Raw genomic sequence first — 21496 nt, forward strand, 5'->3', positions numbered from 1 at the left:
CCTCGACGAGGCGTCCGAGTTCCTCGTGGTGGCCGCGACCCTGCTCGACATGAAGGTCGCGGGGCTCCTGCCGCAGGGCGAGCTCGTCGACGCCGAATCCGTCGCCATTCTCGAGGCCCGTGACCTGCTGTTCGCGCGCCTGCTGCAGTACCGCGCGTTCAAAGAGGTGTCCGCCTGGTTCGCCCGCTGCCTTGAGCGCGAGGACCGCCGGCACACCCGCAGCGTGCGGCTCGACGACAAGCACCGCCGGCAGGTTCCGGATCTCGTGTGGACGCTCACCCCGCAGGACTTCGCGGCGCTGGCGATGCTCGCGCTCACCCCCAAGGAGATCCCGCACGTCGGCCTCGACCACCTGCACGCCCCGCTGGTCAGCATCCGGGAGCAGGCCGCCATCGTCGTCACGCTGCTCCGCGACCGGGGCAGCCTCACCTTCCGTGAACTCGTGGCCGGCGTCACCGCGCCCGGCGTCGTCGTCGCCCGCTTCCTGTCCATCCTCGAGCTGTACCGTCACGCCGCGCTCTCCTTCGAACAGCTCGAACCCCTCGGCGAGCTGACCCTGCGCTGGAGCGCCCAGCGGTGGTCCGACGAGAACCTCGCCACCCTCGGAGCCGACTATGACCACTGACGTCCCCCCGATCGACATCGCCCGCCAGCTCGAGGCGATCCTGTTCGTCGTCGACGAGCCGCAGAGCCTCGTCAGCCTCGCCACCGCGGTGTCCGCACCCGTGCCCGCCGTCCGCCAGGCCGTCGAGGGACTCGTCGCCGACTACGACGGCGAGACCGGCGGCCCGCGCCGCGGATTCGAACTGCGCGAGGTCGGCGGCGGCTGGCGACTGTACGTGCGGGAGGACCACGACCAGCTGGTCTCCGACTTCGTCAACTCGCAGACCCCGTCGCGGCTGTCGCAGGCAGCTCTCGAGACCCTCGCCGTCATCGCCTACAAGCAGCCCGTCACCCGCGGGCAGGTGGCCTCCATCCGTGCCGTCAACGTCGATTCGGTCGTCCGCACGCTCGTCGCCCGCGGGCTCATCACCGAGGTCGGCCAGGACTCCGAGACCGGTGCCATCCTGTACGGCACGACCGACGCGCTGCTCGCGCACCTCGGGGTCAACTCCCTCGAGGAACTTCCCCCCATTTCACCGCTGCTCGACGACGGGTCGGCCGGCTTCGAGGAGTTCATCCGATGACCCCGCAGGACCAGACCCCCGACGCCGACGGCGTCCGCCTCCAGAAGGTACTCGCCAATGCGGGCGTCGCCTCCCGCCGCGTGGTGGAGGACATGATCGTCGCCGGCCGCATCCGGGTCAACGGTGTGACCGTGACCGAGCTCGGCCGCCGCATCGACCCCGAGAACGACCTCGTCGACGTGGACGGCACCGCCGTGCAGCTCGATCAGAGCAAGCGCTACGTCATGCTGAACAAGCCCACCGGGGTCGTCAGCACCATGAGCGACGAGCAGGGCCGGCCCGACCTCCGGCAGTTCACCCGGGAGTGGGAGGAACGGCTGTACAACGTGGGCCGGCTGGATGCGGAGACGAGCGGACTGCTCGTCCTCACCAACGACGGCGACCTCGCCCACGTGCTCGCGCACCCCTCGTTCGGGGTCACCAAGGTCTACATCGCCCGCGTCCGCGACACCGTCTCCGCACAGACGATCAGCCGGCTCACCCGCGGGATCGAGCTGGAAGACGGCCCCATCGCGGCGGATAAGGCTCGGCTGCTGGATGCCAGCGGTTCCTCGAGCCTGGTGGAGCTCACGCTGCACTCCGGTCGCAACCGCATCGTCCGCCGCATGATGGCCGCGGTCGGTCACCCGGTGCAGGAGCTGGTCCGGCGGCAGTTCGGGCCCCTCCACCTGGGAACGCTCCCTGCGGGGCGGGCCCGGGAGTTGACTACGATGGAGCGGGGCGCGCTGTTGACTCTCGCGCGCCGCGATGCGGAGAACACTCCGCCCGCCGGCTAGGAGATCCAGTGAGCCAGACGACGATCGCGCGCGAGCGAGGCGCTGCCCGTACGTCCGGCACCGTCCGCATCGTCGGTGCGGGGCTGCTGGGGGCGTCCCTCGGCCACGCGCTCACCGCCCTCGGCGTCGACGTGGTGCTCGCCGACACCTCGCCCGCGCAGCTGCGGCTCGCCATCGACTACGGTGCCGGCCGCGCCGCGCGCGACGACGACGCGCCGGGTCTCATCGTCGTCGCGGTCCCGCCGGATGTCGTCGCCGACGTCGTGGAGCGGGAACTCGCCGACTACCCGGGAGCGGTCGTCACCGACGTCGCGAGCGTGAAGCTCGAGCCGTATCTGCGGCTCCGCGAACGCGGTGCCGACCTTCGCCGCTACATCGGCTCGCACCCGCTGGCCGGGCGCGAGCGTGGGGGAGCGATCGCCGCCCGCGCCGACCTGTTCGTCGGGCGCCCCTGGGTGGTGTGCCGGGATGCGGAGACCTCCGCCGCCGACCTCGCCCGGGTCGAGGCGCTCGCGCTCGACGTCGGCGCTACCCCGGTGGAGATGGGCCCGGAGGAGCACGACCGCTCCGTCGCGCTCGTCTCGCATGTGCCGCAGCTGGTCGCGAGCCTCCTTGCCGGCCGTTTCGTCGGCGCCCCCGCCAACGCGCTGGGACTCGCGGGCCAGGGCGTGCGCGACACGACCCGCATCGCCGCATCCGCCCCCGAGCTGTGGGTGCAGATCCTCGGGGCGAACGCCGCCCCCGTGGTCGAGGTGCTCGACGCCCTCGCCGACGACCTCACCGCCGTGGCCGACGCGCTGCGGCACCCCGACGCCCCCGGCGCCCGCCGGGCGGTCGCCGACACGATCCGCCGCGGCAACCAGGGTGTCGAACGACTCCCCGGCAAGCACGGCCAGAACCGCCGCTTCGAGACCGTCATCGTGCTCGTCGACGACACCCCGGGCCAGCTCGGCCGTCTGTTCGGCGAGCTGGGGGAGTTGGGCGTCAACGTGGAAGACCTGCGCCTGGAGCATTCGCCCGGCGCTCAGTTCGGCCTGGCCGAGATCAGCGTGGTGCCGGCTGCAGCGCAGCCCGCCGCCGACGGCCTCACCGAACGCGGATGGAAGATTGCGAGCACCACCAATGACTGAACCTCTCACCCACGCGCCGGACGCGCCGGTGGTGGTGGCCGTCGACGGCCCCGCCGGCAGCGGCAAGTCCTCCGTGTCCAAGGCGGTCGCGCGCCGCCGCGGCTACGGCTACCTCGACACCGGTGCCGCCTACCGCGCCCTCGCCTGGCACGCTCTCGACCGCGGTGCCGACACCTCCGACTCCAGCGCCGTCGTCGAGGTCCTCGGCGACTTCGACTACGCCGTCTCGCTCGACCCCGACGCCTTCTGGGTGCGGGTCGGCGCGACCGATGTGACCGCCGCGATCCGCGAGCCGCGGGTGACCGACGCCGTCAGCGGCGTCGCTCGCATCCCGTTCGTACGCCAGGCGGCGACCACCCTGTTCCGACGCCTCGTCGCCGAGTCCGGTCGCCGCGGCGTCGTCGTCGAGGGCCGCGACATCACCACCGTCGTCGCTCCCGACGCCCCGGTGCGGATTCTCCTCACCGCCGCCGAAGAGGTGCGCGCCGCGCGCCGGAGCGCAGAGACCAGCGAGCAGGATGCGGCGACCGTCGCCGCCTCCCTGCAACGCCGAGACGCCGCCGATGCGACGGTGTCCGAATTCATGACAGCCGCTGACGGGGTCGAGGTGGTCGATTCGACCGATCTCGACTTCGACGGCACGGTCGCGGCGGTCCTCGCCGTGATCACGAATGCCCCGGAGGTGCGCCTTGGGCGCTGAAGACGAATACGAAGGCGGGCCCGACCAGCTCGCAGAGAAGCTGGCCGACCTCGATGAGGCGCTCGCCGAACAGCGGGCGGAGGCCCTGCGGGCCGGCCTCGCAGAGTACGACCTGGATCCGGAGGACGCCGAGCTGCTCGCCGGCATGGTCTCCGGCGACGGGGTCCTCGAGTTCCTGCCGGCCCTGCCGGTGGTCGCGATCGTCGGCCGTCCGAATGTCGGCAAGTCGGCGCTGGTGAACCGCATCCTCGGCCGCCGTGAGGCCGTCGTCGAGGACACCCCCGGTGTCACCCGCGACCGGGTCACGTACAAGGCCGAGTGGATGGACCGCCGGTTCTCGCTCGTCGACACCGGCGGCTGGGAGCCCGATGCCCGCGGCATCGACAAGTCGGTCGCAGCCCAGGCGGAGGTGGCCGTCGACCTCGCCGACGTCGTGCTGTTCGTCGTCGACGCCATGGTCGGGGCCACCTCGACCGATGAGCACGTGGTCAAGATGCTGCGTCGCAGCGGCAAACCGGTGCTGCTGGTCGCCAACAAGATCGACGATGCCCGGCAGGAGCCGGAAGCTGCCGTGCTGTGGAACCTCGGTCTCGGCGAGCCGTACCCGGTCTCCGCGATCCACGGGCGCGGTGTCGCGGACCTCCTCGACCACATCATGACGGTGCTGCCGGAGGTGTCCGCGGTCGCCAAGCACGAGATCGGCGGGCCGCGACGCGTGGCCATCCTCGGCCGCCCGAACGTCGGCAAGTCGTCGCTGCTGAACAAGGCCGCGGGCGAGGAGCGCGTCGTCGTCAACGAGCTCGCGGGCACCACCCGCGACCCGGTGGACGAGATCGTGGAGCTTGGCGGCAAGCTGTGGCGCCTCGTCGACACCGCGGGTATCCGTCGCCGCGTACATCTGCAGCAGGGCGCCGACTTCTACGCGTCACTGCGGACCTCCGCGGCGCTCGAGAAGGCCGAAGTCGCCGTCGTCGTGCTGGACGTGTCGCAGAAGCTCAGCGAGCAGGACGTCCGCATCATCGACATGGTGCTGGAGTCGGGCCGCGCGCTCGTGCTCGCGTTCAACAAGTGGGACCTCCTCACCACCCCGGAGCTCGTGGACAGCGAGCGCCGCCGGTACCTGGAGCGCGAGATCGAGCAGGACCTGGCGCACGTCGCCTGGGCTCCGCGCGTCAACATCTCCGCCCGTACCGGCCGGCACCTGGAGAAGCTCGTTCCGGCGCTGGAGACGGCGCTGGAGTCGTGGGACCAGCGCATCCCGACCGGCAAGTTCAACGCGTTCCTGTCGGAGCTCGTGGCCGAGCACCCGCACCCGCTCCGCGGCGGCAAGCAGCCCCGCATCCTGTTCGGCACCCAGGCAGGCACCCGTCCGCCGACGTTCGTGCTGTTCACGACCGGGTTCCTCGACCCCGGCTACCGCCGGTTCATCCAGCGGCGCCTGCGCGAGATCTACGGTTTCGAGGGGTCGCCGATCGTCGTGAACATGCGCGTGCGTGAGAAGCGACAGCGCTGAGTGTCATTCGTGACGGCCGTAATACGTCCGTCGCACACGGTGTGAAAAGCTGAGGACGTGACGATCCAACCCCCCGCTCCCGGTGAATCGCGCCGCCCCGAGGGGCCGCGCGACCCCGGCGACGCGTGGGTCGTCGCGCCCACCGGCGAACGCTACTGGGGTCGCTTCGGCGCCGCAGGCCTGCTCGCGCACGACCCCCAACGGGGTGTGCTGCTGCAGCACCGGGTGTCGTGGAGCCACTTCGGCGGCACCTGGGCGCTGCCCGGCGGTGCCCGGCACGAGGGGGAGTCCGCCGTCGACGGCGCCATGCGCGAATCGCTGGAAGAGGCGGGCGTTCCGCTCGGCTCGGTCCAGCCGCGCCTTCTCAGCGTCTTCGACCTCGGCTACTGGTCGTACGCGACCCTCGTCGCCGATGTCGTCGCCCCGTTCGAACCCGTCATCAGCGACCCGGAGAGCGTCGAGCTGTCGTGGGTGCCGGTCGATGAAGTTGACGACTATCCGCTGCATCCCGCGTTCGCCGCGTCCTGGGAGCAGCTGCGTCCGCTCCTCGACGTGCGTCCGGTGATCGTCGTGGACGCCGCCAACGTCGTCGGCTCCGTGCCGGACGGCTGGTGGCGCGACCGCGCCGGCGCCGCCGAGCGCCTGCTGACCCGGCTGAGCGACTGGGCCGCCGCCGGTGTGGCAGGCACCGAGCTCGGGCTGCCCGAACGCACTTGGTATCCCGAGGTCGTGGTGGTCCTGGAAGGCCAGGCTGTATCCGCCCCGGCGGTCGGCGGGGTCACCGTTGTCACGGCTCCCGGTGAGGGCGACGACGAGATCGCCGCGCAGGCCGTGCGCTTCGCCGCATCCGGGGCTCAGGTCACCGTCGTGACGAGTGACCGCGGTCTCGCGGCGCGGGTGCCCGGCACTGTCCGCGGTACGCGCTGGCTGCGGGATCTGCTCGACGCCTGATTTCGTCGCCGGACGCAGGGACGTAGCCAGTCGCCGGATTCGGAGATGTCACCGAATTCGGAGCATCCGGGCCTGATCGCTCCGAATTTCGTGACATCCCCGAATCTCGCGACAGCGCGGGGCGCCACGGCCATGACCGGGCAGCAGCACTCGGATGCGGTCAGTCTTCGCGACCGCGGAGTTTCTCCAGGTCGCGCCGCTCACGCTTCGTCGGACGCCCGGCCCCGCGATCGCGGACGGGCACGAACGCGGTGAGCTCGCGCGGTGGCGGCGGGGGAGTGAGGTCCTCGAAGGCCGGGGCCGCGACCTGCGCGCCGACGCGCTTGGTCAGCAGCTTCCGCACGATGAGCGTCCGGTCGAACCCGCTGATCCGCACGCGCACCTCGTCCCCCGGCCGCACCGGCTGGGCCGCCTTCGCCCGGTCGCCGTTCAGCCGCACATGTCCGGCACGGCACGCGGTGGTCGCGGCGGATCGGGTCTTGTAGACCCGTATCGCCCATAGCCACACGTCCACGCGGACAGAGGGCACCGCATCCGTCATCGCGCCCGCTTCGCCCGCAGCACCACGACGGCGCCGGCGGCGATGAGGCCCTGCCCGGCGCAGTACGTGACCATGACGGCGGGACTCGTCCAGTCCGGCATGGCATCCGTCAGGAACAGGCGGAACGCGAGGATCGAATCGGACGCGAGGAACAGGGCGCCGCCGAGCGCAACCGCCGGCGTCGAGCGGGCGGCGGATGCGGCAGTCGCGCCCAGCAGGAGCCCGTAGGCGCCGATCGCGATCAGCCAGCCGACACCGCCTTCTTGCGAGAGCAGGGCGGGGGCGAGGACGGCGAGCAGTACGATCCACCAGACCACATACACCGCCGACCACAGCGGCAGCCGGCCGCGCGCGAGGAAGCGCATGAACAGGATGATGTAGCAGACGTGCGCGAGCCCGAAGCACGCCAGCATCATCGGGAGTTCGGGCGCGAACGGGAAGAACGTCGCTGCGCCGTCGCCGAGCCACGACAGCGCGAGTGCGAGGAAGAGCAGCGTGAATGGCGTGCCCCACCCCGAACCACGCCCGGTCCAGAGGACGGCGAGGGCGAGGAGTGGCATCAGCGCGAGCTTCGTGGGCCCGGCCAGCGCATCGTTGCCGACGGCCAGGGCGATCACGTGCACAATGGCGAGGGCCACGTACGGGAGGAACGCCCAGAGCGGCGTGGCCGTGGTGGGGCGGCGAGTCTGGGCGGGACCGGCGTCGATGCTCACCCGCTCACGGTATCGCTCCGGGCGGGGGAGAGATCGAGGGACACGACGGCGCGATGCGGGCGGCTGCGCCCCACCTCGCGGAATCCCGCGTCGAGGAACACCGACAACACACCGAGGTAGAGGTCGTTCGTCGGCACCTTCTGCATGGTCGGGTCGAACGGGTACGCCTCGAGGGTGCGCGCCCCGTTCTCCCGGGCCAGGCCGATCGCGCCGTCCAACAGCGCCCGCATGACACCCTGACCGCGGAACTCCTTGCGGATGGAGAAGCAGGTGACCGCCCACACGGACGCGTCGTCCCAGGGCTCGGCGGAGAGGGCGAACGTGCGGGTGCGCGCCAGCCGCGGCTGGCGGATGCGAGGGCCCACGCGCACCCATCCCGCTGCCGCGCCATCGACCCGGGCGATGAGGCCGGGCGGCGGGGATGCGGCCACCTCGGCCGCCAGCAGATCCTCGCGCTCCTCGCGTGAGGTGCGATCGAACTCTCTGGCCTGCAGCGTCCACCACTGGCACTGGCAACTGGCGCCGTCCCCGCCGCCGGTGAGGGCCTGCTCGACTGCATCCATGGTGCCGGGTGTGGCCGGCACGACCTCGATGTCGCTCATGCCGTGAGGGTACGCGCCGGCGCCGACACGCGGGGTGTCCCTGCCGCGTTCGCAGGCACGCGCGGGAGCGGGTAGGATTGTCGAGTTGCCCGCTCGCGGGCGGCATCGGGATGTGGCGCAGCTTGGTAGCGCACTTGACTGGGGGTCAAGGGGTCGCAGGTTCAAATCCTGTCATCCCGACGGAAAAGCCCAGGTGAGAACGTGTTTCTCGCCTGGGCTTCGTCGTTTCTATGGTCCTCTTCGGAGGGGCTTATGGAAGCATCCGACCGTGGTTGCCGATGCCCTTCGAGATGCTCCAATTGCGGTCGTTGTGACGAGCCGGGACCTGGAGCCCGATTTTGCCTCGCTCCACGACCGTTTTCATTGCCTGCTCATGCTCTATCTCGTCGCGGAGTCGCTCAGCGTCGTAAAGCCCAACTACTCACCCGACGGGTCGTAGATCCTCTCTGGCTGCGCGGATCCTGACGGGACAAACGAAGGCCTGTGCGTGATGGACTCCGACGGCACAGACGCCCCGGCAATCTTCCAGACGCGGGAGTACGGGAACCACGGCGTCTGGTAGAGGTGCCAGCTCGCGGCAGCGCAACTCCGCCATTTCGGATGGGCATGACGGGTGCGTCGGCGACTCGCCGACTCCTGAAAGGCCTGAAAAGCGATGACCAACATGGACCAGAAACGAGACTCCTCACTCACCGCGGAGGGACGCGGGATCGGCGGTGTCGTCGAGTGGCTCGAGCAGCTCACCCCCACCTCGACATTGATCCGCCTGAAAGGGCCGAAGCTCGTGGGATATCGGTGGACACCGGGAGACCACATCAGATTCCCGATCGGCAGCCTGTTCGTGCTGCGCACCTACAGCATCTGGGACGCCGACTCGGACGCCGGCTGGATCGAGATGGTGCATTTCCACCACGGCACCCCCAACAGTGTCGGACTGGACTGGGCCGCTACGCTCCAGCTCGGGCAGTACGTCCGGATCATCCGAGACCCCCGGACATTCAAGATTGACCCCAACGCCGCATATCACTTGTTCGTCGGCGAGGAGACCGCCGCCGCAGGGTTCGGCGCGATGATCCGCTCTCTTCCTGCCGGTGCCGACGTGCGCGGCGTGATCCAGGCCAACACCCTTGCCGACCACATCGAACTTCCCCGGTTGCTGCAACGCGTTGAACGCAACGGCGCATCGGCAGCGTCTTCGCAACAGCTCGTAAACGCGGTCGCCCTACTCGACCTGCCCGGTCACCCGGGCACCGCCTACCTCGCCGGCGAAGCCCGAACCATCCAACTCGTGCGAACCCATCTCATGCGCGAACGCGGCTGGCCCCGACGCAGCATCCGTACCAAGCCGTTCTGGACACCCGGCAAACGCGGCATGGACTGAACCGGCGCTGCTGCATTGCAAGGCGCATATCCCGCCGACGTAGCCTCGAGCCGTGGCGCCGTGCGACTTCTGGCGAGTCCCGTTGCCTCGCGCCGACGAAGACCACTAGCAGAAGCGCAGCGCTGACGCCGAGACGTCCTCACAAGCCAACTTGTGACAGGAAGATAGAGGAGCGCCCGGGCGAGACAGCGGTGCGAGACGAATCCCAGACCAGCAAGCAATCTCGGCGACCTCATGTACGGGAGAGTGCAGCAAATACCACAGGAAATCTCTGACGCGTGGGTCTGGCCCCGATTTACGCAGGCCCAGTCGCGCACGGGCCAGGCGGTGGAGTGGCGCATTGTCGTCGCGTGGACGTCCGACCACTCGGCGGGGAGGTGGTCACTCGGCGGGCGGGAGGAAGACGATCTTACCGTGCACCTTCCCAGCGGCGGCCCGCTCGTGGGTCGCGGGTAGTTCGTTCAGCGACACGCGCTGGGTGATCTCGACGTGAAGATCGCCGCTGTCGACGAGCGAGACAAGGCCCGAGAGCACGTCCGCGTCCGGGTGGACGAAGATCGTGATCGCGCGGACGTTTCGTTCTTCATCGCTCGGTGTCGTGACCGTCGGTGTCGTGGAGACGACCACGCCGCCGTCGCGGACCAGGGCGGCCAGCGCGGTGAATCTCTCAGTGGTGATCGGTGCCAGGTTGAGCAGCACGTCGACGGGTTCGCTGATCGCGTCGAGCACGGAGGTGGTCGTGTGGTCGATGACCTGGTCCGCACCTGCGGCCCTGACGATCTCCTGGCTGCGCGGGCTTGCGGTGGCGATGACGTAGGCACCTGAGCGCTTGGCCAGCTGCACGGCGTATCCGCCCACGGGGCCTCCGGCGCCGTTGATCAGCACCCGTTGACCGGCCTCGAGCTTGGCCGCCTCGAACAGTGCTTGTGAGGCGGTGAGCCCGACCGACGGCAATCCGGCGGCGTCGGCCAGCGGGATGGCGGTGGGAGCCTTGACGAGCACCTCGGCGGGGGCGACGACGTACTGTGCCGCCGAGCCGTCCGCGTTCATCGGGATGAGTCCGACGACATCGTCGCCTACGGCGAGACCCTCCACGTCGTCGCCGAGCGCATCGATCGTGCCGGATACGTCGTAGCCGGGGATGTGCGGCAGCGTGATCGGGATGGGGAGGAACCCTCCGCGGATACCGCCGTCGGCCGGGTTGTAGGCGGAGCCGGCGACCCGGATGCGTACCTCGCCCGTGCCTGGCGTCGGTGTCTCGGTGTCCTCGTAGCGCAGGACCTCGGGACCGCCTGTTTCGTGGAACCGTACTGCCTTCATGAGTCTTTCCTTTCACGATGTGCTTCGGATTCGAAGCAACTGAAGGAACCGTAGCACTACTTTGAATTTGAAACAAGTGATTCGAATCAGAAGCACTGATAGAATCGGATCATGACCTCCGAGCAGCCCTCTCTCGATGCCACGCAGTTGGGGGTGTATTTCGCTCTGATCGAGGCGAGCAGCTTGCTCAAGCACGCCGTCGAGCAGCAGTTGCAGGATGCCGGGGAGCTCAGCTATGTGCAGTTCCAGCTTTTGGCCAGTCTCGCCGACTCCCCGGAAGGGAGTCGGCGGATGACCGATCTCGCTGACGGTGTCGTCTACAGTCGCAGCGGACTGACCTACCAGGCCCAGACGCTGGAGAAACGCGGCCTCGTGACCCGGACGCCGTCATCCGATGACGAACGCAGCATCACCGTCACCATCACCGAACAGGGGCATGCCGTGCTCGCGGGAGTCTTCCCCGGTCACATCGCCATCCTGGGCGACTTGCTGTTCGCCCCGCTGTCTCGCTCCGACATCGAGACACTCGCCGACATTCTCGGTCGCGCCCGAGACCACATGCGCCGGACGCCACCACGGTCGGCGGCACCGCGACAACGCAAGAAGGCGACGGAAGAGAGATCTCCATAGCTCGCCGCTGGTCGGCAGGGTGCGGGTCGCCGTCGGGCTTCCCGAGCCACTTGACCACGAGTCGAAGGATTCAGCTGTCTCGCCGAACCGTCGTCCCCGGGTCGGGTTGGGGCAGCGGGTGCCCGCACGCTTCAGCTATCCCCGGGTTGCCCGGATTGTCCTACGTGACGAGCTGCGCCGCCACCGCGACCACGCAAGCTCGCGCCAGAGGCGATGTTGATGATGACGTCCCCGGTCGTGCTCGATCATGTGCGGGAATAGCGCATTGTTCAACACGGAGAGCGTTAAGGCTAATGCTCCCCGCGTTGACGATCGTCTCGGCGTGGACCGACTCGATCGACCTCGAGGACTGACGACGTCGGGCGGCGGAGTCGATCCGCCGCGGCCCGACGTGGTCAGGACAGAGCGGAAACGATGGCGCTCGTGTCGGTGATGGTCGCGATATTCTGCAGCGCGTAGTTCAGCGCCGCTGCATGCCACTCGGCGTTGATGCTCGACGTCGCATCCGAGACGATGACCGCGCGATATCCGTAGTCGGCTGCGTCGCGCACGGTGTGCTCCACCGCCATGTTGGTCCAGACGCCGACCACGACGACGGTCGTGATTCCGAGGTTGCGCAGCATCGAGTCGAGACCGGTGCCGTTGAACGCGCTCATGCGGGTGCGGTCGAGCACGATCTCGTCGTCAGCCGTCAGTCCGTCGATGATCTCGGCGCCCCAGGTACCGCGCTTGAGCGACTCGGGGCCGATCATCGTGAAGATCGGGGCGTTGGCGCCGCCCACGGCGACGCCGGGGTACGACACGATGCGGTTATGGAACACCGGCGCGCCGACGGCGCGTGCGGCTTCGAGGATCGTGTGCACGTGGCCGATGACGTCTTGGGAGGCGGCGTGCTCGGCCGCTCCCGTCGACGCGAACGCGCCGTTCGGCAGGACATTGTCGTTCTGCATGTCGATCGCGAGGACGGCGGTGGTCGGAGCGTTGAGGATGAGTTCGGACATGGTGTCTCCCATGAGAGTGGCGGAGCGGGCGGTGCTCGCTGCACCGCCCGCCGGGGGATGGATGCCGAGGGTCAGTTGAAGACCATGCCGCCGTCGACGAGGATCGACTGCCCGGTGATGTAGTTCGAGTCGGCGCCGGCGAGGAAGGAGACGACGCCCGCGACCTCGCTCGGCTCGGAGAGGCGCCCGAGCGTGATGCCGTCGGTGAACTGCGCCCAGCCCCACTCTTCTGGCTTACCGGCGGACTCGGCGGTCTTCTTCGCCAGGTCTTCCATGAGGGGGGTGCGCACGATGCCGGGCGCGTACGTGTTCACCGTGATGCCGTCCTTGGCGAGGTCGCGTGCCGCGGTCTGCGTGAAGCCGCGCACGGCGAACTTCGTCGCGGTGTAGAGGCCGATGCCGGGGTTGCCGACGTGTCCGGCCTGGGACGCGGCGCTGATGATCTTGCCGCCATGGCCGAGCTCGCGCAGCTTTCGGGCCGCAGCCTGCACACCCCACACGACGCCGTTGAAGTTGATGGCGAAGATCTTCGCGATGCTTTCGGGAGTGATCTCGTCAATTGGCGACTGCGGTGCGATTCCAGCGTTGTTGACGATGACATTGAACCCGCCGAGTTCGGTGACGGTGGCATCCACGGCGGCAAAAAACGCTATCCCTGTCGGGGGAGAACGCCCCATGGGCCCATCGCATGTGCGATGGAGCTCCCATGGGTGCGAACCCGATGTCGTCTTTTGCGGAGCATCGTGGACGCCGCTCCGGTGCGTCGCTCGTCTCCGACTCCTCCTTGACAGGCCCACACCTCGCACGAGATGGCGTGCACTGAGGAACTCGCATCGAGGCGCCGACTCGCGGGATCAGGACGACGCTCCTGATCAAGTTCCCGGATTACGTGGACGTCGGTTGTCGGGGAGCCAGCGTCAATCGTCGGGGACGGAGGGCTCCAGGAGTCTTGTCAGACGTTTCTTGTGGGAGTTCTGGTTCACGATCCACTCAACCTCCGCATCCTTCGTGTCGAGCGAGTGAAACGCGGGAAGCCCGCGGAGCGGATCGGCCGCTACGGCCACGCTCCAGCAGTAGCCCAGAGCCTGTCGCAACGCTTGGACGGCAGGTGTGCGCCGGTTTTCGATGGGCATGCGTCGAAGGTGGTCAGTGGTGCGCTGACACACCGTGATCGCGACCGCCGCCGATTCTGGGGTGCGCAGCAGTCGCGGTTCGCAGATCGCCGCGGCTGCTGCGCGCTGGACGAGTGGGTCGGGGTCGTCTGCCCACATCAACACGATCGATGTGAGTGCGGAGGGCATCGTGTCGCCGAGGAGCTGCAGCCCGATCGCCACTCCTTCTCGGACTCGCCACCGAGCATCCGACGCGAGCGAATGTGCATTGGCGAGGAATGCGCGGTCCTGTCCCCGAAAAGCGCTCGCGGCCGCTGCGCACATCATGCGAAACTCGTCGCCGCTTTCCATGAGTTGCTGGATGAGAGGGGCGTCGGCGACACCGGCCACGGCAGAAACGAGTGCGGTGTTGGCTCGGGGGCCGGGTAGCCCGGAGTGCTCATCCAGGTACGCGTTCCGGGCGGACGGGTCCAGCGCCCGGAACTCCGCCTGCCACTGCGCAGAACTCTTCACAATCCAACGGTACTCGCGAGCGGGGGCGGGATCCGACTCGGATGAACGGCGGCCCGTGAGCGCAGCGAGGGCATCTGGTCCGCGGCGTCGAACAGGGCCGAAAAAATCTTCGCGGGGCGGGAATAAACTCACGCGCCCGTGTGTCACGAAAATTAGACTTGAGTCGAAGTGACTCAACGCATGAGAGGAGAGTGATGATGCTGTTCGATACCTTCAAGGAGCTGGACCGGATCAGCTCGGCGTTCTTCTCCGGGCTCCCGGAGTCCGCGCTCAGTTCCGCGCCGGTGAACGTCTACCGCGACGAGGACCACTATGTGGTGGAGGCGGATCTTCCGGGCTTTGATCCGTCGTCGATCGATGTGTCGGCCGAGGCCGGGCTGCTGACTATCAGGGCGGAGCGCGACGCCTCGCGCGAGGATCGCGGGGAACAGTGGCTCGTCCGCGAGCGCAGTTCCGCCCACGTGGTGCGACAGATCGCGCTGAGCGACGAAGTGGATCTCGATGCCATCGCCGCCGACTACCGCGATGGCGTGCTGAACGTCACGCTGCCGGTGCGAGCCGACGCGCTTCCGCGGAAGGTCGCCGTCGCATTCGGGTCGTCGGGATCAACGCCGCAGGCGCTCGGATCAGGCTCGGCGGAGCAGGAGGGCGTGGACCCAAAAGCCCAGCCCGCGCATTCGGTCGCTTCCTGACCCGGTGGCTGCCCGGAGCCCGCACGGGCTCCGGGCGCCGGATGCGCGGGAATGTCCCGGTTCACGTAGCCCCGTCACCACGGACGGGGGCGGCACGATGAATGCGTTCGATCTTGTGGAGGCCACGACGGCCATTGAGACCTCCGACGTCGCCGAGACGACGGACGAGCTTGCCGCGGTGCGGGATCTCTACCGGAGCGCACCTCCCATGGATGCGCCCCGGGTGGCCACCGGCCTCGAGCCGGGTACCCCCGCGCCGGACTTCGCGCTCCCGGCCGCAGACGGCACGATCGTGAGCCTCTCGGAGCTGCGCGGATCGCCGGTGGCGCTGGTGTTCTACCCGCTGGACTGGAGCCCCGGATGCAGCGTGCAGCTGGAGCTGTACGAGCAGGAGCACGAGGAGTTCGCCTCCCGCGGCATCCGTTTGCTGGGGGTCTCGGTCGACTCGATTTACAGCCACGGTGCCTGGGCCGCGGTGCGCGGCATCCACTATCCGCTGCTGAGCGACTTCCAGCCGCACGGCGCAGTCGCGCGCGCGTACAACGTGTGGCGCGACGCCGACGGCCACAGCGAACGCGCGGTCTACCTCATCGACGCGAACGGAATCATCCGCTGGACGCACGTGTCCGAGCGCCTCAAGGAGCTCCCTGACTTCGACGAGCTCGTTGCCGCGCTCGATCTCGTCGCGACGGGAGAGGAGCCCGGCCTCGGCGACGTGGACACGGACGAACATGACAAGGAGGTGCAGCAATGACGATCTGGGATGTCACTCCCACCCGCATCCCATCCGTTCGGAACACCCGCACCGTGCCGGTCGCGATCTACGGCAACCGGTGGTGCGGGATCACCCAGCTCATCCGACGGGCGCTGGATCGCGCCGGTATCGGCTACGACTACGTCGACCTCGACGAGAACCCGGCCGTGCACGCGCGTCTCGAGGCGCTGACCGGCGGGCGGCTGCGCACGCCGGTGGTGTACATCGGCGGAGAGTGGCTCATGGAGCCCAGTCTTCGTGAGGTGCAGACGGTCCTCGCCCGTCACGGAGTATGGGCGTGAGCGTCGTGACGTGCCCGGGGTGCGCGGCGAAGAACCGCGTGCCCCCCGCACGCGCCGGCAAGGTGCGCTGCGCAAAGTGTCACACCGATCTTCCGTGGCTCGTGGAAGCCGACGACGACTCGTTCGACGCGGTCGTCGGGGAGGCAACCCTTCCCGTCCTGGTCGACGTCTGGGCGCCCTGGTGCGGCCCGTGCCGTCAGATCGCCCCGGTCGTGGATCAGCTCTCCCGCGACCTCGCAGGACGGCTTAAGGTCGCCAAGGTCAACGCCGATACCTCGCCCCGCGTCGCCCAACGACACGGAGTGTCGTCGATCCCGACCCTGCTGCTCTACCGCGACGGACAGGAGGCTGACCGGATGGTGGGTGCCGTCCCCGCACCGCAACTGCGAGCATGGGTCGAACGCTCACTCACCCCGTGACCAGACTGCAGCCCCCGGGGCGGTTCCTCGCGGATGCGAACGGGCCAACGTGCGTGTCATCCGCCCGCGTCCTCGTCGCTGGCGGGTCCGCGCTGGAGCCACGGTCGGAATGCTCTGGTGAGCAGCGGCATGACGATGAACGTCATCAACACGACGAGGGTGACGGACAGGACGAGGGTCACGACGGGAATGGGCAGCGAGCCGAGGAGGATCGGTCCGAGCATCAGCAGCAGGACGGTGATGATCGGGTAGATGGCTATCCAGGTGACGATCGCCATCTTCCAGCGTGGCGGGGGAGTCACTTCGTGTATGCCCCGTTCACGATGTCCTCCACGAGCGTGGGACCGGTCGGGGACCATCCGTACGCGGCTCGTGTCGCGGCACTCGACGCGGTCATGTCGGCGGCGAAGAAGCGGCCGATGAACCCGAAGTGCTCGACGGCATCGTCGGGATCGATGGATGTGGTCTTCACCCCGAGCGCATCGGCGATCGCCTCCGCGATCACCTTCGTCGGGATTCCCTCTTCGGCGACCGCGTGAAGGCGGGCGCCGGCCGGAGCCTGTTCGAGGGCGAGTCGGGCGAGGCGGGCGGCGTCCGTGCGATGGACCGCTGCCCACGCGTTCCTCCCGTCACCGACGTAGCCGGAGACACCGGTGCGTTGGGCGGCGGCGACGATCTGGGAGATGAACCCGTGATCGCCCACGCCATGCACGGTGGGAGCGAACCGGAGCGCGATGCTTCGGACGCCCTGGTCGACGTAATCGAGGGCGAGGTTTTCGCTGCCCCCGCGGAGTGAGTCGGGTCCGATCGCCGGACTCGCATCGGTCTCGAGGGCCGGTCGACCGGTCTCGGGACGAAGCAGGCCCGACGCAAGGGCGAACGGCTTACCGCTGCCGACGAGCGCGTCCGCGAGCGCCTGGACCGCCGCGCGCTCGGCGCGGTTGGATTCGGCGGGGTTCGCCCAGTCGTGCTTGTTCGCCAGGTGGAGGACCGCATCCGCTCCTCGTGCGCCTCGCTGCAACGAGTCGAGGTCGTCGAGGTCCCCGCTGAGCGCCTCCGCGCCCTTCTCCCGAAGGGCAGCTGCGGCGGCCTCGTTTCGAGCGAGGCCGAGCACCGTGTGCCCTGTGGCAAGGAGCTCATCCACAGCGGACGCCCCGATCCAGCCCGTCGCTCCGGTCACGAATACGCGCATGGTCGTACACCTTTCATGTCATTGTCTGACATCACTGTAGCACGCAATGTCAGACCATGACATGAGTATGATGGGCGGCATGGCGCGATGGGCTGCAGGTTCCGAGGGGAAGCTCAAACAAGCCGCCATGGACCTCTTTCTCCAGCGCGGTTTCGACGACGTCACGGTCGGCGAGATCGCCCAGGCGGTGGGGGTGACCGAGCGCACGTTCTTCCGCTATTTCGCAGACAAGCGCGAAGTCCTGTTCGTCGATCAAGCCGCCTACCATGCTCACTTCCTCGATGCGCTGGCATCGTCGGATGAGGCGACGCCGATGGCTCTTGTCGAAGATGCTCTCCGCGGGGGTGCGGAGTTCTTTCCCGAGGAGCGCCGCCCGCTGTCGCGAACCCGGCAGAAGATCATCGACTCCAGTGCCGCACTCTCGGAACGTGAATCGCTCAAGCGCGCGTCGCTCACCGAGGCTCTGACGGCTGCGCTCGCCGCACGAGGCATCGCACCGCTTAGGGCCGCCCTCGCGGCGCACAGCGGATCCGCCGTCTTCCACATCGCCTTCGCCGCCTGGATCGCCGAAGGCGAGACGCGCACCTTTCTCGAGCTGCTCGATAGCGCCCTCCGTGAGCTGAAGACGCTTATCTCTTCAGACACGACGCGCGACTGACGGCGCGCGTCGGGCAGCGAAGTAGCCGGTGGTGGTCACGGGGCGAAGGAACTCACCGCGGCGGTACCGATCAAGCCGCCGATCTGGTGTGGGGTGTTGGCCATCCTGTCCGCATCAACGAACCGCCGCGCTACGGGGGTGTCGGCGATCTCATCCGGGGTATCGATCGGCTGGCTCGCCACATCGACGGCGCCGAGCCTGAGCTTCTTGCCGCAGATCGGTTCGATGAGATCCATCAGCACGTTGGGAGTGGCGGCACTCCCAACGAGACGATGTCGATCGTGGACCGCTGCAGCAGCATCTTGGCGGGTTACCGGTCAGTGTGCCGCGCGCGGGGAGAGACTGTTCCCGCTTTCGCGCGAGTCAGCGTCGCTGGCCGCCGCCTTGGCCGGCGCCGCCCATCTGATTCGCGAGGGCCTCACCCGCCGTCGCGGTCGTCGCGCTGGCGCCGTCCACCGTCACGGTGTAGGTGGCGCCGGCGGTGATGCCCGAGGCGCTGGCGAAGACGGATGCGAAGTCCGACAGCGCCTCGAAGCTGGCCACGATCGTGCCGGAGGCATCCGCCACCGACACGGTCTGACCCGCGGATCCGGAGACGGCTACCGCGACCCATGCCTGCCCTCCGCCGGGTGCGACGAGCACGCTGCCGCCGACCGAGACGATGCCGGCGTCGATCGTGACGGCGACATTCGCATCGATCGCGCCCTCGCCACCGCCCGTCGGGCCTGCGACGGTGACGTCGCCGCCCGAGATCGTGATCGAGCCATTCGAGTCGATGCCGTCGCCGTCGCCCGCGACGCGGACCGTGCCGCCCGAGATGACGACCGTCTCGCCGGTGTCCTGTTCGCTGCCGCCCATGCCGCCACCACCTTGGTCGGGGGTCGTCGTGCCGCCAGCACCGTTGATGCCGTCGTCGCTCGCGTCGATGTCGGCCGTGCCGCCCGAGATCGCGATGTCGGTCGCTTCGAGGCCTTCGCTCGCCTCGATCGTGACGGTGCCGTCGCGCATCTCGAGCGTCTGCTCGGCGTGCACGCCGTCGTCGCTCGCGACCACCGAGATCGTCGCTCCGCCGATGCCGGCCGACCCGTCGGAATGCACGCCGTCGTCGTCGGCGTCGATCGTGATCTCACCGCCGTCGAGCGCGACAACCGCGCCGGCCGTGATGCCTTTGGCCGAGTCCGAGCCGCTCGCGGTGAGCGAGATCGTGCCACCCGTCACGATGACGTCGGTCGTCGCGGCCAGGCCGTCGTCGCCGCTGGTCGCGGTGAGATCGCCGCCCGAGATCCAGATGTAGCCGCGCGTCGCGTCTTCGTCCTGATCGCTCTTCAGCGCGTCGCCACCGGCGGTGACATCGAGCGTGCCGCCTTCGACGAGCAGCGCGTCCTTGCCCCGCAGTCCGTCGTCGGCGGCGTCGATCGTGATGTCGCCTGAGAGGATGACGAGGTCGTCGGTCGACGTGATGCCGTCGTTGCCGTTGCCCGACACCGAGAGCGAGCCCGTGCCAGTGATCGTGAGGTCGGCATCGCTGTAGATCGCCGCGTTCGCGTCTGCCTCGTCGGCGTAGGAGGAGGCATCCGAGACGGAGTTCTCGGACCCCTCGGCGAGAGAGATCGCGACGTCGTCGGCCGAAGCCACCGTGATAGCCGGCCCCGCAGTGTTCGTGATCGTCGCGCCATCGAGGATCAGCACGACCACCGCGTCGTCGGGGGCCGCGACGACGACCGAGCCGTCGAGCGAGCCCGACAGGCGATAGACCCCCGCGGCCGTGATGGTCACGGTCGAGCCGTCATGATCGACCCCGTCGACCGATGAGGAAGAGGAGAGATCGAGATCGACGGCATCCGTTTCCGACCACTCGTCATCCCGCGTGACGGTCGCATCCTCGTTCGAGGCGATCACGGCATCGGCGGCGAGGTCGGAGTCTACGACCGCTGTCGCCTCGACGGCCGACGAGTCGGAGGACGATGTCGCCGCGGGTGTCGCGGTCGCGCAGCCGGCGAGCACGACGGCGGTGAGGACGAAGGCGGATGCGGGCAGGATCAGGCGGCGGCGTCGCATGACAGCTCCTCTGTTCGATGGTGGCTGATGGTCTCAGAGAACGGTCCGCGCAGCAGGCGCGCCCAGCGGTTGCGGGGGAGGTCGGGATGCAGCGCGGCGAGCCCGGTCGCGTACTTGCTGACCGTCGCGGGCCGGCACCCCGAACGCCACAGCAGGCGATCGACGGCCGACGCTGTGCCGCCGGACTTCGTCTCGACGATCGCGAGCTGCGGCAGGGTAAATCCCGTGCCGTCCGGCTCGATCCACGCGAGATCGGTGTCGACCGTCGCGCGGCCTCCCGCCGAGAGCAGGGTCGCGCGACGATAACGGGTCACAAGCGTCGCATCGAGGTCGTCGGCGCGCGCCGGATCGACGCCGATCGCGTCGAACGCCCCGGCCGCGTCGTCCCGCGCCTCGATCGTGAGCATCGCCCGGTGCTCGGCGGCGTACTCCGAGCGCTCCTTGACGGTCGTGCCGCGCGCCCCGCGGGTCTTGATCTCGAGGTACGAGGTGCCGACGTCGAGGTAGGTCCGGGTGCGCAGCTTGAACCGGCGCCGACGCGGCTGCGCCGCCATGCGGAAGCTCATGAGGTCGGGGGTGTCGAAGTAGACGGATTCGTACGCGAAGTCGCGCGCGCCGTCGATCTCCAGCACGCGGGTCGCGGCATCCAACTCCTCTAGCAGCCTGCCCAGGTCAGCGCGCGGGACGACGTATTTGCGGTCGACGCGTGTGAGAAGGGACGCCTCGGCGACGAGCTCATCGAGACCCACCGGCGCGAAGCGCAGGAGCGCGGCGGTCATCGCCGTGCCCCCGCCGTGGCTACCGCGTGGGCGGCCACGCGGTAGCGGACGTCGACGAGCGTCGTGTCGTTGACGAGATCGAGTTCCTGCACCGTGAGCGACGTCACCGTGCCGCCAAGGCGGTCGGCAAGCGATGCGCGCAGCTCGGCCTCGTCGGCGATCGCGCGGTCTAGACGCACGATCTGATGCCGGCCCCGGGCGAGGAGCGCGGGGTGATCGGCACCCCAGAGCACGACGAGGATGAGCGCGACGAGCCCGATGACGGGCCACGGGTCGAGCTGGGGAAGGCCCGACATGAGCCCGATCGCGAGAGCCGCGAAGTAGTAGGCGACCTCGCGCTGCGAGATCTCGGACGAGCGCAGGCGAATGATCGACAGCACGCCGAAAAGCCCCAGCCCCAACCCGAGCGCGACCTCGGCAGTGCCGAGCACCGACGCGACCGCCAGGACGCCGACGTTGACGCCCAGGAACGCCACCACGAGATCGCGGCGATGATGCCGACGGTAGTACAGGCCGAAGCTCAGGATCAGAGCGGCGGCGAGGTCGACTCCGATGAGGAGGAGGGATGTCAG

General features: G+C 68.9%; 26 protein-coding genes, 1 tRNA gene and 1 pseudogene (1 of these 28 cut by a window edge). 15 read left to right on the forward strand and 13 right to left on the reverse strand.

Features of this window, described 5'->3' with window-relative positions; genetic code table 11:
* From NT132_RS07355 to NT132_RS07385, 7 genes and pseudogenes are all read left to right on the forward strand, one after another.
* Positions 1 to 625, forward strand: a pseudogene (locus NT132_RS07355) (ScpA family protein); it begins 238 nt to the left of the window's first position.
* Complete coding sequence (gene scpB, locus NT132_RS07360) at positions 615 to 1187, forward strand: SMC-Scp complex subunit ScpB (protein WP_297786964.1); 573 nt, start codon at positions 615 to 617, stop codon at positions 1185 to 1187. The pseudogene NT132_RS07355 and the gene scpB overlap by 11 nt, the downstream one beginning before the upstream one ends.
* A complete protein-coding gene (locus NT132_RS07365) occupies positions 1184 to 1963 on the forward strand; it encodes a pseudouridine synthase (RefSeq protein ID WP_297786966.1) in 780 nt (259 codons plus the stop codon). Before scpB ends, NT132_RS07365 begins: the two co-directional genes overlap by 4 nt.
* An 8-nt stretch (positions 1964 to 1971) precedes the next feature.
* The gene (locus tag NT132_RS07370; protein WP_297786969.1) at positions 1972 to 3093 is read left to right on the forward strand and encodes a prephenate dehydrogenase; all 1122 of its coding nucleotides are present in this window, start codon (positions 1972 to 1974) and stop codon (positions 3091 to 3093) included.
* Positions 3086 to 3793 carry a (d)CMP kinase gene (gene cmk, locus NT132_RS07375; RefSeq protein ID WP_297786971.1) on the forward strand — a complete coding sequence of 236 codons (708 nt, stop codon included), beginning with the start codon at positions 3086 to 3088 and terminating at the stop codon, positions 3791 to 3793. The genes NT132_RS07370 and cmk overlap by 8 nt, the downstream gene beginning before the upstream one ends.
* A complete protein-coding gene (der, locus tag NT132_RS07380) occupies positions 3765 to 5306 on the forward strand; it encodes a ribosome biogenesis GTPase Der (RefSeq protein WP_297786973.1) in 1542 nt (513 codons plus the stop codon). The genes cmk and der overlap by 29 nt, the downstream gene beginning before the upstream one ends.
* 57 nt (positions 5307 to 5363) lie before the next feature.
* On the forward strand, positions 5364 to 6257 hold the full coding sequence (locus NT132_RS07385; RefSeq protein WP_297786975.1) for an NUDIX domain-containing protein: 894 nt from the start codon (positions 5364 to 5366) through the stop codon (positions 6255 to 6257).
* Positions 6258 to 6417: 160 nt separating this feature from the next.
* On the opposite strand, the gene NT132_RS07390 is transcribed toward NT132_RS07385, so the two are convergent.
* The 3 genes from NT132_RS07390 to NT132_RS07400 are packed head-to-tail and all read right to left on the reverse strand — an operon-like array spanning position 6418 to position 8113.
* Positions 6418 to 6798: an RNA-binding S4 domain-containing protein gene (locus NT132_RS07390; protein WP_297786977.1), complete on the reverse strand. Its 381-nt coding sequence runs from the start codon at positions 6796 to 6798 to the stop codon at positions 6418 to 6420.
* Positions 6795 to 7511, reverse strand: a complete 717-nt coding sequence (locus NT132_RS07395; protein ID WP_297786979.1) for a lysoplasmalogenase family protein — start codon at positions 7509 to 7511, stop codon at positions 6795 to 6797. The genes NT132_RS07390 and NT132_RS07395 overlap by 4 nt, the downstream gene beginning before the upstream one ends.
* Positions 7508 to 8113 (reverse strand): GNAT family N-acetyltransferase, encoded by a 606-nt coding sequence (locus NT132_RS07400; RefSeq protein WP_297786981.1) that lies wholly within the window; start codon positions 8111 to 8113, stop codon positions 7508 to 7510. The genes NT132_RS07395 and NT132_RS07400 overlap by 4 nt, the downstream gene beginning before the upstream one ends.
* Before the next feature lie 106 nt (positions 8114 to 8219).
* Here NT132_RS07400 and NT132_RS07405 point away from each other — a divergent pair.
* Positions 8220 to 8293, forward strand: a tRNA-Pro gene (locus tag NT132_RS07405).
* Positions 8294 to 8777: 484 nt separating this feature from the next.
* A complete protein-coding gene (locus tag NT132_RS07410) occupies positions 8778 to 9494 on the forward strand; it encodes a siderophore-interacting protein (protein ID WP_297786984.1) in 717 nt (238 codons plus the stop codon).
* 381 nt (positions 9495 to 9875) lie between these two features.
* Here the strand turns inward: NT132_RS07410 and NT132_RS07415 are convergent, their stop codons facing one another.
* Positions 9876 to 10814, reverse strand: a complete 939-nt coding sequence (locus NT132_RS07415; RefSeq protein WP_297786986.1) for an NADP-dependent oxidoreductase — start codon at positions 10812 to 10814, stop codon at positions 9876 to 9878.
* Positions 10815 to 10925: 111 nt separating this feature from the next.
* Here NT132_RS07415 and NT132_RS07420 point away from each other — a divergent pair, with 111 nt between their 5' ends.
* The gene (locus tag NT132_RS07420; protein WP_297786988.1) at positions 10926 to 11444 is read left to right on the forward strand and encodes a MarR family transcriptional regulator; all 519 of its coding nucleotides are present in this window, start codon (positions 10926 to 10928) and stop codon (positions 11442 to 11444) included.
* A 395-nt stretch (positions 11445 to 11839) separates the two neighbouring features.
* Here NT132_RS07420 and NT132_RS07425 read toward each other — a convergent pair whose 3' ends face one another.
* From NT132_RS07425 to NT132_RS07435, 3 genes are all read right to left on the reverse strand, one after another.
* Positions 11840 to 12445 (reverse strand): cysteine hydrolase, encoded by a 606-nt coding sequence (locus NT132_RS07425; protein WP_297786990.1) that lies wholly within the window; start codon positions 12443 to 12445, stop codon positions 11840 to 11842.
* Positions 12446 to 12516: 71 nt separating this feature from the next.
* Entirely contained in the window at positions 12517 to 13080 is a 564-nt protein-coding gene (locus tag NT132_RS07430) for an SDR family oxidoreductase (protein WP_297786992.1), read from the reverse strand.
* A gap of 282 nt (positions 13081 to 13362) precedes the next feature.
* A complete protein-coding gene (locus tag NT132_RS07435; RefSeq protein WP_297786994.1) occupies positions 13363 to 13947 on the reverse strand; it encodes a HEAT repeat domain-containing protein in 585 nt (194 codons plus the stop codon).
* A 317-nt stretch (positions 13948 to 14264) separates the two neighbouring features.
* On the opposite strand from NT132_RS07435, the gene NT132_RS07440 reads away from it, so the two are divergent.
* From NT132_RS07440 to trxA, 4 genes are all read left to right on the forward strand, one after another.
* Positions 14265 to 14762: an Hsp20/alpha crystallin family protein gene (locus NT132_RS07440; RefSeq protein WP_297786996.1), complete on the forward strand. Its 498-nt coding sequence runs from the start codon at positions 14265 to 14267 to the stop codon at positions 14760 to 14762.
* A gap of 97 nt (positions 14763 to 14859) precedes the next feature.
* Positions 14860 to 15516, forward strand: coding sequence for a redoxin domain-containing protein (locus NT132_RS07445; RefSeq protein WP_297786997.1), 657 nt, complete (start codon positions 14860 to 14862; stop codon positions 15514 to 15516).
* Positions 15513 to 15818, forward strand: a complete 306-nt coding sequence (locus NT132_RS07450; protein ID WP_297786999.1) for a glutaredoxin family protein — start codon at positions 15513 to 15515, stop codon at positions 15816 to 15818. Before NT132_RS07445 ends, NT132_RS07450 begins: the two co-directional genes overlap by 4 nt.
* Before the next feature lie 38 nt (positions 15819 to 15856).
* Positions 15857 to 16237, forward strand: coding sequence for a thioredoxin (trxA, locus tag NT132_RS07455; protein WP_297787001.1), 381 nt, complete (start codon positions 15857 to 15859; stop codon positions 16235 to 16237).
* Positions 16238 to 16293: 56 nt separating this feature from the next.
* Here trxA and NT132_RS07460 read toward each other — a convergent pair whose 3' ends face one another.
* Both NT132_RS07460 and NT132_RS07465 read right to left on the reverse strand, forming a co-directional pair.
* Positions 16294 to 16515, reverse strand: a complete 222-nt coding sequence (locus NT132_RS07460) for a hypothetical protein (protein ID WP_297787003.1) — start codon at positions 16513 to 16515, stop codon at positions 16294 to 16296.
* Between the two features lie 20 nt (positions 16516 to 16535).
* A complete protein-coding gene (locus tag NT132_RS07465) occupies positions 16536 to 17429 on the reverse strand; it encodes an NAD-dependent epimerase/dehydratase family protein (RefSeq protein ID WP_297787005.1) in 894 nt (297 codons plus the stop codon).
* Between the two features lie 127 nt (positions 17430 to 17556).
* Between NT132_RS07465 and NT132_RS07470 the strand changes: the two genes are divergently transcribed.
* Positions 17557 to 18087, forward strand: coding sequence for a TetR family transcriptional regulator (locus NT132_RS07470; RefSeq protein WP_297787007.1), 531 nt, complete (start codon positions 17557 to 17559; stop codon positions 18085 to 18087).
* A 35-nt stretch (positions 18088 to 18122) separates the two neighbouring features.
* Here the strand turns inward: NT132_RS07470 and NT132_RS07475 are convergent, their stop codons facing one another.
* The 4 genes from NT132_RS07475 to NT132_RS07490 form a co-directional block, all read right to left on the reverse strand.
* Positions 18123 to 18329 (reverse strand): hypothetical protein, encoded by a 207-nt coding sequence (locus tag NT132_RS07475; protein WP_297787009.1) that lies wholly within the window; start codon positions 18327 to 18329, stop codon positions 18123 to 18125.
* Between the two features lie 121 nt (positions 18330 to 18450).
* Positions 18451 to 20145: a carbohydrate-binding domain-containing protein gene (locus tag NT132_RS07480; RefSeq protein ID WP_297787011.1), complete on the reverse strand. Its 1695-nt coding sequence runs from the start codon at positions 20143 to 20145 to the stop codon at positions 18451 to 18453.
* The gene (locus NT132_RS07485) at positions 20127 to 20924 is read right to left on the reverse strand and encodes a polyphosphate polymerase domain-containing protein (RefSeq protein ID WP_297787013.1); all 798 of its coding nucleotides are present in this window, start codon (positions 20922 to 20924) and stop codon (positions 20127 to 20129) included. Before NT132_RS07485 ends, NT132_RS07480 begins: the two co-directional genes overlap by 19 nt.
* Complete coding sequence (locus NT132_RS07490) at positions 20921 to 21496, reverse strand: DUF4956 domain-containing protein (RefSeq protein WP_366940378.1); 576 nt, start codon at positions 21494 to 21496, stop codon at positions 20921 to 20923. The genes NT132_RS07485 and NT132_RS07490 overlap by 4 nt, the downstream gene beginning before the upstream one ends.

The sequence above is a fragment of the Microbacterium sp. genome (assembly GCF_026393345.1).
Taxonomy (GTDB): Bacteria; Actinomycetota; Actinomycetes; order Actinomycetales; family Microbacteriaceae; genus Microbacterium.

Coding starts and splice junctions, on each gene's coding strand:
- scpB (WP_297786964.1), top strand. CDS start 615: ATGACCACTGACGTCCCCCCGATCGACATCGCCCGCCAGCTCGAGGCG.
- NT132_RS07365 (WP_297786966.1), top strand. CDS start 1,184: ATGACCCCGCAGGACCAGACCCCCGACGCCGACGGCGTCCGCCTCCAG.
- cmk (WP_297786971.1), top strand. CDS start 3,086: ATGACTGAACCTCTCACCCACGCGCCGGACGCGCCGGTGGTGGTGGCC.
- der (WP_297786973.1), top strand. CDS start 3,765: ATGCCCCGGAGGTGCGCCTTGGGCGCTGAAGACGAATACGAAGGCGGG.
- NT132_RS07390 (WP_297786977.1), bottom strand. CDS start 6,798: ATGACGGATGCGGTGCCCTCTGTCCGCGTGGACGTGTGGCTATGGGCG.
- NT132_RS07400 (WP_297786981.1), bottom strand. CDS start 8,113: ATGAGCGACATCGAGGTCGTGCCGGCCACACCCGGCACCATGGATGCA.
- NT132_RS07410 (WP_297786984.1), top strand. CDS start 8,778: ATGGACCAGAAACGAGACTCCTCACTCACCGCGGAGGGACGCGGGATC.
- NT132_RS07415 (WP_297786986.1), bottom strand. CDS start 10,814: ATGAAGGCAGTACGGTTCCACGAAACAGGCGGTCCCGAGGTCCTGCGC.
- NT132_RS07420 (WP_297786988.1), top strand. CDS start 10,926: ATGACCTCCGAGCAGCCCTCTCTCGATGCCACGCAGTTGGGGGTGTAT.
- NT132_RS07425 (WP_297786990.1), bottom strand. CDS start 12,445: ATGTCCGAACTCATCCTCAACGCTCCGACCACCGCCGTCCTCGCGATC.
- NT132_RS07440 (WP_297786996.1), top strand. CDS start 14,265: ATGATGCTGTTCGATACCTTCAAGGAGCTGGACCGGATCAGCTCGGCG.
- NT132_RS07445 (WP_297786997.1), top strand. CDS start 14,860: ATGAATGCGTTCGATCTTGTGGAGGCCACGACGGCCATTGAGACCTCC.
- NT132_RS07450 (WP_297786999.1), top strand. CDS start 15,513: ATGACGATCTGGGATGTCACTCCCACCCGCATCCCATCCGTTCGGAAC.
- NT132_RS07460 (WP_297787003.1), bottom strand. CDS start 16,515: ATGGCGATCGTCACCTGGATAGCCATCTACCCGATCATCACCGTCCTG.
- NT132_RS07465 (WP_297787005.1), bottom strand. CDS start 17,429: ATGCGCGTATTCGTGACCGGAGCGACGGGCTGGATCGGGGCGTCCGCT.
- NT132_RS07470 (WP_297787007.1), top strand. CDS start 17,557: ATGGACCTCTTTCTCCAGCGCGGTTTCGACGACGTCACGGTCGGCGAG.
- NT132_RS07480 (WP_297787011.1), bottom strand. CDS start 20,145: ATGCGACGCCGCCGCCTGATCCTGCCCGCATCCGCCTTCGTCCTCACC.
- NT132_RS07485 (WP_297787013.1), bottom strand. CDS start 20,924: ATGACCGCCGCGCTCCTGCGCTTCGCGCCGGTGGGTCTCGATGAGCTC.